Here is a 12,598-nt window from a genome sequence, read left to right as displayed (position 1 = left end):
CCCCCTTCACTCACACGCCATGAAATCCACCTCCTCCCATTTTAGCTTTTCAACTTTTCAATTTTCAGCTTTTCGCGCGAAGAGCGCCGCCTTCACGCTGATCGAACTGCTTACCGTCATAGCCATCATCGGCATCCTCGCCGCCCTGTCCTTCATCGGTTACGGACGCGTCATGGACCGCGCCCGCACCACCCAGTGCCTCAGCAATCTTCGTCAACTCGCCCTCACACATCTGATCTACGTATCCGAAAACAAACAACAGATTGCCATGGGCCACGTTGACAAAGGCGACCTGCAAGAAACCTCCTGGACAAGCAAACTAGCCCCGTATCTCAACCTCACGGAAAAACAACTCCGTTACGGAAAACACCTGGCCTGCCCTGCGACATGGGCCGCCTATCCCACAAAATTCCCCACGCAATGGGAGCAAAACAAAGCCGGCCCCAGCATTGGCATCAACCCCGCCATTGCGCTCCCCGTGGAGACCCTCCCGCAGCAATATTTCACCGACATCCAAAACCCCAGCAAAGTCATCCTCTTTGCCGACGAAGGCTCTGCGGTAAACAACGACTACGCCAACCCCTGGAACCGGAACGGCCAAGACCCTGATGTGCAATTCATCCACGTGCAAAAAACCAAGATGAACGTCGTCTTCCTCGACGCCCACACCGCCACGCTCGACCGTGCGCAAACCAAATTCACCCGCAACGCCGTCAGCTACCCCTGGACCGAACGTCCCTTGAGCTGGCTAACCCAATAGGCCGCATATTTCGCATGCCTCATTAGTATCCTATTATCGGATACTCCGCCCCTCCACCCACGTTCCCTCCACCAGCGTCACCGATGGCACCACCGGCACGCCGCGCTCGTTGCGTTGCAATTTCCCAATCAACAACTCCACCGCGCGCGCGCTCACCAGCGTGTGATTTTGACGCACACCCGCTACCTCGCCCATGGGATCATCCTCGCTCACATCCAGATTGAGATAACCGATGTCCTCCGGCACCCGCAACCCCAACGCGCGCAACCATGGACGCACATACAACGGGTCCACGGTCATCACCGCATCGGGCCGCGTTTCGCGCAACCACCGTGCAAACCCCTCCTGCGTCCACTCGTCCGACAAAAACAACGGCACCCGGCTCCGTATCCCGATCCCCAATACCGATTGCGCCGTCAGGTATCCCGAACGGAACCGGTGATCCAGCCGTTCATCCCACAGCCGCTGCACAGCCAGCCCGATCCGCTTGTATCCGCGCTCGTGCATCCGCTGAAACCCCAGTTGCGCCACCTGCGCCTGATTATTCGTCACCACATCCAGACGCGGTTCCGGCGGGTTGGGGTCGATCCGCACCGCGCAATATCGCGACCAGTCCAGCGGTAGCGGCCTGACCTTGTCGAACGACGCCAGCACCAGCCCCGTGATCGCCCGCGTTTGCAACACCGTGTTCCACCGCTCCGGTGACATTCCCGTGCGCCCCAGATGAAAATGTGCCAGACGATAGCCCATTGATTCCGCCCGCTGCTTCGCTCCCGCAAAAAATTCCCGGTGCGCCAGCACCTCGCGCCACCCTTCTGGCGTTTCCCAGTTTGTCAGATACCCCAGCGTCGGATGATTGCGCGGATGCTGCCCCGCGCGTACCGTGGCCATCAATGCCGCCACCATCGGATTGGTCTGGTAGCCCAGCCGCCGCGCCGCCTCCTGCACCCGCTCGCGCGTCGCCGCCCGCAACGTCGGACTATTGCGCAATGCCAGCGACGCCGTCGTAAAATGCACTCCCGCCGCCGCCGCCACCTCACGAATTGTCACCAGTTGAGCCATAGGTTTTTCAACGTGTATAATTACGCCGCGATTGTCTATCGCCGATAACGCTGTTCCGGTGCCGACACTCTCGGTCTCCATCACCATCACCCGCCTCCCCCCATGAACAACAACTCGCTCAAATCTGTCCGTTTCCTCCGAGTCGGCCTCGCCGGATTCCTCCTCGCTGCCAGCCCTGTAATATCAACCCAACTCGCAGCCGCAATCATTGCCTCGGATTCCTTCTCCTACGATGCCAGCTCCCCACTCAACGACGCATCTGGAGGCTCCGGCTGGACAAGCAACTGGACCGCCGACGCCGTCGCCACGACATCTGCCAGCGGTTCCGGCGTCACCTTTGGAAACGGCTCCGACACCGCTCCCAACAAGGACGAACTCGCTTACCGCACCTTCGCAACGCAGAGCGGTGATGCCCTCTTCGTCAGCATGACCCTCACTGCGACCGGCCACGAAGGTAATGACTTCTTCGCCCTTTGGCTCGACAATACCGTGGGCAGCGGCAACCACGGCCCCTCACGCCTTAATGTCGGCATGGCTTCAGGCAAACTCATCGCCCGGCTGAGCAACATAGCCGGACTCACTTCCATCGGCCCCGCCGTCGTCAACAATACCAGCTACCAACTCGTGGTCGCTTATACCAAGAGCGTGCCCGGAAGCGACAAGGCATTCGACACCCTCAAATGGTGGATCAATCCGACGACGGCGGCGGATTTCGCCACACCCTTCGGCACCGTATCGAGCAGCGGCCTCACCTCGATCAGCAGCATCGGATTTCGTGGAGCCAGCAACGAGCCGGCCGATCAATATTTCGTGAACAACCTCGTGATCGCCACCACATGGGACGACGTCGTTTCCGTCATTCCCGAACCCCACACCGCCTCCCTCGTCACTGGCATTGCGACCCTCGTCTTGCTGGCCACAGTGCGCCTGACACGACGCAACCGATAAACACATTTCCCCCTTCCACATGTTCCCCCCCCCTCCCCCCTCCTGCGCATCCGGCCACGCCCGCGCATCCGGGTTCACGCTCATCGAACTGCTGACCGTCATAGCGATCATTGGCATTCTGGCCGCCATCATGATACCGACAGTCGGCAAAGTTCGCGAAACCGCCGCCGCCGCCAAATGCGCCAGCAACCTCAAACAACTCGCGACCGCCGCTCTGCTGTATGCGGAAGACCACCGCAGGATGCCCTACAACCAACGCTGGCACTTCCTGCCCGCGACACGAGGATCCATTGCCCCCTACCTCTCCATCCAACACACCGATTGGACACCCGGCCAACCCTCCGTCATGCGCTGTGATTCCTCGTTCAGACTCCGTGCCCCCGCTGCCGCCGACGAAGCCGGAAAACGCTTTGACCGCACCTTTTCGATGAACCTTCACGCCTCAAGCGGCACAGGCAATACAGGCGGCCCCGACAACAACGCGCACGGTTTCGACCCCGGCCTCCACATGCCCCCCGGAGCCGTTTTCCCCTCACCCTCACGCACTGCGCTCTTCATGGACGGCGCCATCAATCAAGCCCCCAACAGCAATTACAAGCTGACCATCGGCCATGCCGACATTCAGGAATCTTCCACCTCCCAGCCCCTTTACCCGCACGGCAACGCCATCAACGTCGTCTTTGTTGACGCCCACGTGCAACGCATCTCCAGAGCCGACATGGTCAATAAGCACAGCACCTCCCCCGATTCGATCTTCTGGCGTTATGACCGCTGACACCCGGTTGCGAAATCGGAATCTCACGCAGCTACGCGAACAGAGAAAAAGCAACGCGAAGCAAAGAGGAGAGAAAACCTGCCTGTTTTTATTTTCCGCTCTGCGCCTCTGCGTCTCTGCGTGAGAAAAATAATCCAAAAAAAAACCAGAATGCCCCCATTTCAAATGAGAAAACCAAAAAACAGCCACTACCACCTCGCCACGATTTTCCTCGCGACACTTGCCGTGTCCGCACCCGCCGCGCCACCTGCCGCGCCCGCCGCCGCTGCTGCCATCGTGCTCGAACGTGCCGACGGCGAACGCCAGCCCCACACCACCATCCAAGCTGCGCTCGATGCCGCCGCTCCGGGCGACACCGTAAAAATCGCGCCCGGCCTTTACCACGAAAATATTGTATTCAAAAAATCAGGACTTATCGACGCTCCCATCACCCTCGAAGGCCACGGCCCGCAAACCATCATCGACGGTGCCGACCCTGCACTTCAGCAAACCTCCTCCTCGAATCAACGATGGACGCTCTTCACTGACAAAGCCCTCAACCTGACCTGCTATCGCGCTGCGCTTCCCATCACCGGCATCACAATTCCCGGCGTGAACACCTGGGCCTCCCGCGCCGGCACACCCGGCAATCACGGCTGCGCCCGCCTCCTAGCCACCTACGCCAGCCTCAAGGGACTCAAAGTCGCCCCGCGTGGCGAAGGCATTTTCCGCAACAACCAACACGTTTACGTGAAACTCGCCGAAGACCAAGACCCCAACCATATCGGCCTCAACATCGGACGCGCCCTCGCCGTCATCGACCTTGCCAGCCAGAGTCACATCCGCATCCGCTCGCTCGAAATCCGCAACGGCGGCACCGCCGGCATCCGTCTCACCGCCGCCGAAAAATCCCTTTCGCACGTCGAGATCAACAACGTCACCATCCGCAATTGCTGGAATGGCATCGACTCCCGGAGCAAGACCGCCATTGCCTCCCATATTCTCATCTCACGCGTTCGCATCCTCAACGGCATCCCCGACGAATGGCAATGGCACGGCGGATACACGCACGAAATCGGCACCTACACCCGCGCCCGCTTCGAAGGCCCTTGGCAAGGATTCGGCCTCCAACTCGAAAACTTGGAAGACAGCGAAATCCGTGAAAACCTGATCCTAGGACAATGGGATGGCATGGCTGTTCGCGGGAACCGCGTCCGCATCCATCACAACACCCTCGGACACATCATCGACGACGGCATCGAGCTGGAGTCCCCCTGGTCCGCAAATATCGAGTTTTTCAACAATCACATCTACGGCGCATGGACCGGCATCAGTGTCACCACCAACACTCCCGGCCCCATCTACATCTATCGCAACGTGGCCGAAAGCACGCGCTTCCAGACCGCCATGAATCCGGCGACGAAAAATAACGGATTCGGCATCAAGAGCGGCGTCAACTGGGCCGGGAAGTCCGAAAACATCAAGTTTTACCACAACACCTTTTATGCAAACTCCTACAACGTGTGGGAAAAAACTGACGACGCTACCCCTGACCGCTGGCATGGCTACGACTTCGTCAACAACATCTTTTTTTCGCACTCACCCAAGGCCAACATCACATTTCGCGGAGCAACCCGTGACGACGACGGCGGTGACAACCACTGGGAGGCCAACCTCTACAACATCGACAGACCCGCCACCGAAAAAGACGCCATCACCGACACCCAACTGGTCCAGCATTTCACGCACCCCGGACGCGGTGCCGCCAACGTCGGCACCCCTGACGAAAAACGCGACCTGCGTCTGCGTCCCGGCACTCCCGGCAAAGACAGCGGCAGCGATTATCCGGCCCGCCAAGGCTGGCCCGACCGCATCACCACATGGCCCGGCGGACGCGACCGCGGCGCGTGGGAAGACGGCATGGCAGATGACGACATCGGCGCCCCGTCCGAACTCCTCCGTCTGCCGCTCTGAGCGGATGCGCGAACCCACCCCGATCCCCCCCCCCCCCCCGCCGTCATCCTTCCGCGCATGTCTCTCATTGCCCAAAGCGACCGCATCCCGTTTCCGCAAAAAATCGCTTTCGCCGCCGGTGTGAACATGGACTACGTCGCCACTAGTTTCATGATCAACACGCTCTGGATGCCGGTCTTCAACATCGGCCTCGGCATGGAGCCACTTGTCCTTGGCATTATCCTGATGACTCTCCGCGCGTGGGACGCCATCACCGATCCCATCATGGGCAACATATCGGACAATGCCCGCACCCGCTGGGGCCGCCGCCGTCCGTTCATATTTGTCGGAGCCCTTGCCACGGCATGCATGTATCCACTTTTATGGCACATTCCCGATTTCTTCGGAGACACTGGCCGCGCTATTTATCTGACAGTCGTTGGACTGGCGTTTTTCACCTGCTTCACATTCTGGTCCATGCCCTACTACGGACTCCAGCTTGAGCTTACTCCCAACTACGACGAACGCACCCGCCTCGCTGCCTGGATGGCTCTCTTTGGCAAACTCTCCACGCTCGCCGGCGGCTGGCTTCTCTCCATCGTCATCCTTCTCGGCACCGTAGCCGCCAACACCCCCGACGCCCTCGCCAACCGTGGCCCCCTCGCCACCAGAATCCTCTCCACGATTCAACCCCTCCTTGTCCGTATCTCAAATCCTGATACCGACGAAAAGCCCACCGTCATCGGCATGCGCATCACCTGCTGGCTCATTGCGCTTTGCATTCTCTGCTTCGGCCTCCTGCCCGCCCTCTTCGTAAAAGAACGCTACTATAAACCCGAAGCCGCCGCCCAGGCCCGCGATCCCTTCTGGCAAAGCATCAGGGAGTCCGCCCGCTGCTCTCCCCTCCGGGCGCTCATCTGCATCTCCTTCTTCCTGGTCCTCGGCACCACTTCGATTGCCAGCCTCGGCCAGTATGTGAATTTCTACTACGCCTGCCAGGGCGACCTTGCCCTTGGAGCCGCCATCCTCGGATGGAAAGCCACCATCACGGTAACAGCGGGCATTGCTGCCATCCCATTTTTCACATGGCTCGGTGAACGCTTCGACAAATGTACCGTCGTCATGGTCATGCTCGGCACCAGCATGACCGGTCACCTCCTCAACTGGTTCCTCATGACTCCCACCAACCCCTACCTGCAAATCATTCCCGGCGTCTTTGAGTCATGCGCCATCTCAGCCATCTGGATATTCCTGCCCTCCATGAAAGCCGACGTTGCGGATTACGATGAACTGCATACCACGCGCCGTCGCGAAGGCTCGATCAACTCCTTCTACTCATGGTTTATCAAAGTGGCGTTCACGGCTTCCATGGGCATTGGCGGACTCGTCCTGCAACTCTCCGGCTTCAATGCCAGACTCGACGCCCAACCTGCCGACGTTGTTCAACGCATGTTTGTCGTTTATCTCATCCTCCCGCTCGTCATCTGGAGCATCGCGATGACAGCGGCCTGCTTTTATCCACTGACTCGTGCTCGCTCCGCCGTCATCCGCAACGCACTCGAAAACCGTCGTGGCGCACTGTGAACGCAGCCTCTCTCACCAACCACTTCCGCCAATCATGATCACCGCATCCACCTCCGCACCCACCGATACTACCGCCGACGCCGCGCCGATGCCGCCCCCCTTCCGCGACCCCGACCTCCCGCTCGACGAACGCGTCCACGACCTCGTTGCCCGCCTCACCCTCGCCGAAAAAGTCTCGCAAATGGAGCACGGTGCCGCCGCCATCCCGCGCCTTGGCATCCCCGCCTACAACTATTGGAACGAATGCCTCCACGGCGTTGCTCGCAACGGACGCGCCACCGTCTTCCCCCAAATCATCGGCCTTGCCGCCACCTGGGACACCGACCTCATTCACCGCGTCGCCACCGCCATCTCCGACGAAGCCCGCGCCAAACACCACGCCGCCCTCGCCCGCCAAAGTTATACCCAGCAATACCAAGGCCTCACCTTCTGGACCCCCAACATCAACCTCTTCCGCGACCCCCGCTGGGGACGCGGTCAGGAGACCTGGGGCGAAGACCCGCACCTCACCGCCACGCTCGCCGCCACCTTCGTTCGCGGACTCCAAGGCGACACCCCCGACACCCACCTCAAACTCGCCGCCTGCGCCAAGCACTACGCCGTCCACTCCGGTCCCGAAAACGAACGCCACACCTTCAACGCCCGCGTCACCCCGCACGACCTCTGGGACTCCTACCTCCCTGCCTTCGAACACCTCGTCCGCCACGCCCGCGTTGAGTCTGTCATGGGCGCCTACAACCGCACCCTCGACGAACCCTGCTGCGCCAGCCAATTCCTCCTCCTCGACATCCTCCGCGAACGCTGGGGATTCGATGGTCACGTTGTATCCGATTGTTGGGCACTGCGCGACATCCACGAGACGCACCGCATAACGACCGACCCCGTTGAATCCGCCGCCCTTGCCCTCACCAAAGGCTGCGACCTCGCCTGCGGCACCACCTTCGAGTTGCTCGGCGAAGCCGTTCAACGCGGCCTCATCACCGAAGCCGACATCGACCGCGCCCTCTCCCGCCACCTCCGCGCCCGCTTCAAACTCGGCATGTTCGACCCCGCCGACGACAACCGCAACCCCTGGTCCCTCCCCCCCCCCCCGAGACCATCGTTGCCCGCCCTGCGCACACCGCCCTCGCCTACGAAGCCGCCGTCGCCTCCTGCGTCCTCCTCAAAAACCGCGACAACATCCTCCCCCTCCGCCCCAACGTCCGCAGCCTCTACATCACCGGCCCCCTCGCCACCACGCAAGACGCCCTCCTCGGTAACTACTACGGACTCCCCCCCCGCGCCATCACCCTCCTCGACGGCCTCGCCGCCGCGCTCCCCGAAGGCATCCGAGCCGATTACCGCCCCGGCGCGCTCCTCTCCTCCCCCAAGCAAAACACCCTCGAATGGGCCGAGTTCGACTGCGCCGCGTGTGATGTCACCATTGCCTGCCTCGGCCTCACCGCCCTGCTCGAAGGCGAGGAAGGCGAGGCCATTGCCTCTCCGCATCACGGCGACCGCGACGACATCTCCCTGCCTCCGTCCCAACGCCTCTTTCTGGAAAACCTCATCAAACGCAAAGCCCGCGTCATCGTCATCCTCTTTGGCGGCAGCGCCCTCTCGCTCGGCCCCCTCGCCGACCACGTCGAAGCCATCCTCTGGACCGGTTACCCCGGCCAGGAAGGCGGTCGTGCCCTCGCCGACATCCTCCTCGGACGCGCCTCGCCCTCCGGACGCCTCCCAATCACCTTTTACGAAAACATCAACGACCTCCCCCCCTACGCCGACTACTCGATGCGCGGACGCACGCACCGTTGGTTCGAAGGCACCCCCGCCTGGCCCTTCGGCTTTGGTCTCACCTACACCCGTTTCACCTACACCGACCTGCAAACGCCCGCCGTGTATTCGCCCGGCAACGACACACCGTTGCGCGGCAGTGTCCTCCTCACCAACACCGGCGACCGCGACGGCAACGAAATCGTTCAAGTTTACCTGACCGACTTCGACACGTCCGACGACGGCCCTATCCCCAAACAAAACCTCGCCGACTTCCACCGCGTCACCCTCGCCCCCGGACAAAGCCGACGCGTCAACTTCACGATCCCCATCGACCGTATCCGCCTTGTCGATACCCACGGCCGCCGCACGCGCAACCCGCGCGCCTTCACCGTGCATGTCGGTGGCAGTTCCCCGCACCCCTGCGCCCGGGCACTCGGCGCCCCCTCCCCGCAAACCGCCCGCATCCGTAAAAGCAGCAACCAATAACGCCCTTCAAACCTTCGACTTTCGACTTTCCGACTTTCGACCCAATTTCGCCACCGAACCGCGCCTTTTGTGGACCACATCCAGCAGCACGCTCTTCTCCAGCGCCTCGCCCGCCTGTAGCCGTTGCAACTGGCGCGCCGCCATTCGCCCCACCCGCGCCCCCAAGTCCAGATGCATCGTATCCACCGATCCCGCGCCCTCCAGTCCCGGCATCCGGCTCTTGCTGCTGCACACGATCACCGACAAATCCCCCGGCACTTCCAACCCCAGTCGCTCCCACAACGGCCCCGCTCCCCTTAGCAAACCCGACAACGTCACAAACACCGCTGTCGGTCGTGTTGCCCTGTTCGCAAAATGCCGCCTTACCGCCACCGGAACGCCCCCCGCGCGTCCTCCTATTTTGAATACACTTAATATCACTCCCCGACACCCGCCCTCCGACGCCGCCAGCACACAACCCCGCACCCGGTCCCGATGATGTTTCTCCGACGAACGCGGCGCCAGCACCGTGATCCGCCGGTGCCCCATCCGGTAAAAATGCCGCACCGCATCGTAACCCATGCCCGTGTTGTTGAGACTGATCGAATGCACCGGCAGCCCCTGGCAATCATCATACAAAATGACCACCGGCAGCCGCCCCCGCGTCAACGGCTCCAGCAACGGCCGAATCACCCGGTGGCTCGACCGGCAAAACACCACCGCCCCCGCGAACCCGCCCCTCTCCAGCCCCGCCCGAATCCGCTCCCGACGCCCCCCGTCCTCCCGCTCCGCATCATACAAAAAATAACGCACCTCAAAGCCGCCCCGCTCGCACTCCCGTGCAAACGCCCCCGCGCAACGCGACACCGTCGATGACAAACCCGCCGGCAACTCCCGTCCCCCCCCCCCTCCTTCGCTGCCGGCCTCCTCTGCCGTCAGCACCGCATTCGCGTCCGACTCCAGCAACAACGCCACCACCCCGCCCCGCTCCCCCTGCAACAACCGCGTCTTCTGTTCCAGCGACACCGCCGCCGCCAGTTCAGGAGCCCGCGCCTTGCGCAACAAAAGCTGCGCCCTCTGCTGAAACCCTGTAGTGAGAAAACAACCACGCCGCGCGCTCGTCCGCAACAAGCCCCTGGCCACCAACCAGCGTAAACTCCCCGTCACTGTCGGTTCCGACACCTCCCATTGCCGTCCAATCTTGCGTAACGAATAAAACCGCTGCCCATCCCGAAACACCCCGCTCGCCATCTCGCGCAGCAAACTCCGCGTCAGCGACTCATGTAAAAAATGTGAAGCCATCGCGCCAGTTCTCCCTCATCCAGCCATCATTTGAAAATCAAAAAACTGCCTATGGGCAGTTTGCTAAAAAATGAACATAAGAAACTGAAAATTAACTAAATAAATTTATTACATAGAAACATAACCTTCATATTTTCCACAAAAAATTCTTGGCCCCCGCCTGCCCCTGCATGAAGCACTGCCGTATGACTCTGTCCCGCTTCACCTCCCGCGTAACCTCCCTCTGCCTCGTCACCGCGCTCGCCGTCTTAGTCTCGATTTTCTGTCCTCCGGCCTCTTTCGCTGCCACGGCGGACGTCGCGGCGGCAGCCCGCCCCAAACTCATTGTCGGCATCGTCGTTGACCAGATGCGCTGGGACTACCTCTACCGCTTTCAGGACCGCTACGGTCCCGACGGATTCCGCCGCCTCCTCGCAGACGGATTCTCCTGCGACGCCACCTACATCAACTACCTGCCCACCGTCACCGCCATCGGCCACGCCAGTGTTTACACCGGTTCCGTCCCCGCCATCCACGGCATAACCGGCAACGACTTCATCATCGAGAAAACCGGTGACCGCCGCTACTGCGTGCAAGACGACACCGTGAAACCCGTCGGCGGCGCCGCATCCGGCGGACTCTCCCCGCGTAATTTATTATCCAATACAATCACCGACGAACTCAAACTTGCCACCACTTTTCGCAGCAAAGTCATCGGTGTCGCGCTCAAGGACCGCGGCAGCATCCTCCCCGCCGGCCACGCCGCCGACGCCGCCTACTGGTTTGACGACGCCACTGGCGACTGGGTCACCAGCACCTTTTACATGGAAAAACGCCCCGTCTGGGTTGACGCCTTTAATGCTCAAAAACTCCCCGACGCCTGCATCGCCCAAGGCTGGAACCTGCTGTACCCACCAGAAACCTACAAGCAAAGCACACCCGATCAAAACCCCTACGAACGCGCCCTCGACCTTGACCCCGCGGCCAACACCTTTCCCCTCGACCTGAAAACCCTGTCCGCCAAAGCCAAAAAATCCTATGCCGTCCTCCGCCCCACGCCCCACGGCAACACCCTCACTCTCGATTTCGCCCGCGCCGCCATCGAAGCCGAACACCTCGGTCAAAATCCCGCCAGCCTCCCCGACTTCCTTGCCATCAGCCTCTCCTCCACCGATGCCGCCGGACACGTCTATGGCACCAACTCCCCCAAAATGGAAGACCTCTACCTGCGCCTCGATCGCGACCTCGCCACCTTTCTTGCCTGGCTCGACGCCCGGATCGGCCCCGGCCAGTATCTCCTCTTCCTCACCGCCGACCACGCCGCCGCGCACAACGCCCAATTCCTCACCGACCACAAAATCCCCTCCGGTGCCTGGAACGCCCGCAACAACGCCGTCACCCTCAAACTCAATCTCAACCAAACCCTTGCCCGCAAACACGGCGTCCCCGATCTCGTCCGCGACATCAACAACTATCGCGTCTGCCTCAACACCACCCTCATCCGCGAAAAAGCCCTCGACGAACACGCCATTCGCGCCGACTGCGCCGCCTTCCTCCGCGAAGTCGAAGGCGTCGCCTGGGCCATCGACATCGACGAAGTCCACCGCGCCCCCATCCCCGCCCTCCTCCGCGAACGCATCATCAACGGCTACCACCCTGCCCGCAGTGGCGTCGTGCAACTCATCCTCCAACCCGGCTGGTATGCTGGCGCTCCCGCTGGCACCACCCACGGCACTTGGAACCCCTACGACGCCCGCATCCCTCTCCAATGGTTTGGCTGGAACATCAAACCCGGACGCACCACTCGCACCGTTGCCATCACCGACATAGCCCCCACCCTCGCCGCTCTCCTGAAAATCCAGCCTCCCAACGGATGTATCGGAAAATCAATTACCGAAGTCCTCGGTGAATAAAAAAATCAACACCATCCAGAGCGCTCCCGCCAACGCGTCAGCGCCTGGGACCGCCGGCATCCTGCCGGCAGACGGAAGCAACGCCACCACCCATTTAAAATTCCAAATCACATCTCTCCC

General features: G+C 61.3%; 9 protein-coding genes and 2 pseudogenes. 9 read left to right on the top strand and 2 right to left on the bottom strand.

Annotated elements, in window-relative coordinates:
- On the top strand, nucleotides 1-760 hold a 760-nt coding region (locus OBACDRAFT_RS25795), incomplete at its 5' end, for a type II secretion system protein (protein WP_332835133.1).
- 33 nt (nucleotides 761-793) lie between these two features.
- On the opposite strand, the gene OBACDRAFT_RS18915 is transcribed toward OBACDRAFT_RS25795, so the two are convergent.
- Nucleotides 794-1,822, bottom strand: a complete 1,029-nt coding sequence (locus OBACDRAFT_RS18915; protein WP_043588325.1) for a LacI family DNA-binding transcriptional regulator — start codon at nucleotides 1,820-1,822, stop codon at nucleotides 794-796.
- Between the two features lie 102 nt (nucleotides 1,823-1,924).
- On the opposite strand from OBACDRAFT_RS18915, the gene OBACDRAFT_RS18910 reads away from it, so the two are divergent.
- The 7 genes and pseudogenes from OBACDRAFT_RS18910 (at nucleotide 1,925) to OBACDRAFT_RS27630 (ending at nucleotide 9,305) form a co-directional block, all read left to right on the top strand.
- Nucleotides 1,925-2,770: a hypothetical protein gene (locus OBACDRAFT_RS18910; protein ID WP_043588319.1), complete on the top strand. Its 846-nt coding sequence runs from the start codon at nucleotides 1,925-1,927 to the stop codon at nucleotides 2,768-2,770.
- A gap of 19 nt (nucleotides 2,771-2,789) precedes the next feature.
- Nucleotides 2,790-3,545: a type II secretion system protein gene (locus OBACDRAFT_RS18905; protein WP_052362253.1), complete on the top strand. Its 756-nt coding sequence runs from the start codon at nucleotides 2,790-2,792 to the stop codon at nucleotides 3,543-3,545.
- Between the two features lie 165 nt (nucleotides 3,546-3,710).
- The gene (locus OBACDRAFT_RS18900) at nucleotides 3,711-5,498 is read left to right on the top strand and encodes a right-handed parallel beta-helix repeat-containing protein (protein WP_043588318.1); all 1,788 of its coding nucleotides are present in this window, start codon (nucleotides 3,711-3,713) and stop codon (nucleotides 5,496-5,498) included.
- A gap of 57 nt (nucleotides 5,499-5,555) precedes the next feature.
- Entirely contained in the window at nucleotides 5,556-7,061 is a 1,506-nt protein-coding gene (locus tag OBACDRAFT_RS18895) for an MFS transporter (protein WP_043588316.1), read from the top strand.
- Nucleotides 7,062-7,095: 34 nt separating this feature from the next.
- Nucleotides 7,096-8,022 (top strand): annotated as a pseudogene (locus tag OBACDRAFT_RS30130) (glycoside hydrolase family 3 protein); the annotation flags it as partial.
- Nucleotides 7,950-8,843, top strand: a pseudogene (locus tag OBACDRAFT_RS31080) (glycoside hydrolase family 3 protein); the annotation flags it as partial. The pseudogenes OBACDRAFT_RS30130 and OBACDRAFT_RS31080, both read left to right, overlap by 73 nt.
- 123 nt (nucleotides 8,844-8,966) lie before the next feature.
- Nucleotides 8,967-9,305, top strand: a complete 339-nt coding sequence (locus OBACDRAFT_RS27630) for a fibronectin type III-like domain-contianing protein (protein ID WP_198529942.1) — start codon at nucleotides 8,967-8,969, stop codon at nucleotides 9,303-9,305.
- Between the two features lie 6 nt (nucleotides 9,306-9,311).
- Here the strand turns inward: OBACDRAFT_RS27630 and OBACDRAFT_RS18885 are convergent, their stop codons facing one another.
- A complete protein-coding gene (locus OBACDRAFT_RS18885) occupies nucleotides 9,312-10,586 on the bottom strand; it encodes a substrate-binding domain-containing protein (protein WP_043588315.1) in 1,275 nt (424 codons plus the stop codon).
- A 170-nt stretch (nucleotides 10,587-10,756) separates the two neighbouring features.
- Here OBACDRAFT_RS18885 and pafA point away from each other — a divergent pair, with 170 nt between their 5' ends.
- Nucleotides 10,757-12,478 (top strand): alkaline phosphatase PafA, encoded by a 1,722-nt coding sequence (pafA, locus tag OBACDRAFT_RS18880; protein ID WP_088179323.1) that lies wholly within the window; start codon nucleotides 10,757-10,759, stop codon nucleotides 12,476-12,478.
- Nucleotides 12,479-12,598 lie beyond the last annotated feature (120 nt).

Source organism: Geminisphaera colitermitum TAV2, assembly GCF_000171235.2.
GTDB classification, from domain to species: Bacteria; Verrucomicrobiota; Verrucomicrobiia; order Opitutales; family Opitutaceae; genus Geminisphaera; species Geminisphaera colitermitum.
This window is presented reverse-complemented; position numbering and strand designations above follow the sequence as displayed.

Coding starts and splice junctions, on each gene's coding strand:
- OBACDRAFT_RS18915 (WP_043588325.1), bottom strand. CDS start 1,822: ATGGCTCAACTGGTGACAATTCGTGAGGTGGCGGCGGCGGCGGGAGTG.
- OBACDRAFT_RS18910 (WP_043588319.1), top strand. CDS start 1,925: ATGAACAACAACTCGCTCAAATCTGTCCGTTTCCTCCGAGTCGGCCTC.
- OBACDRAFT_RS18905 (WP_052362253.1), top strand. CDS start 2,790: ATGTTCCCCCCCCCTCCCCCCTCCTGCGCATCCGGCCACGCCCGCGCA.
- OBACDRAFT_RS18900 (WP_043588318.1), top strand. CDS start 3,711: ATGAGAAAACCAAAAAACAGCCACTACCACCTCGCCACGATTTTCCTC.
- OBACDRAFT_RS18895 (WP_043588316.1), top strand. CDS start 5,556: ATGTCTCTCATTGCCCAAAGCGACCGCATCCCGTTTCCGCAAAAAATC.
- OBACDRAFT_RS18885 (WP_043588315.1), bottom strand. CDS start 10,586: ATGGCTTCACATTTTTTACATGAGTCGCTGACGCGGAGTTTGCTGCGC.
- pafA (WP_088179323.1), top strand. CDS start 10,757: ATGAAGCACTGCCGTATGACTCTGTCCCGCTTCACCTCCCGCGTAACC.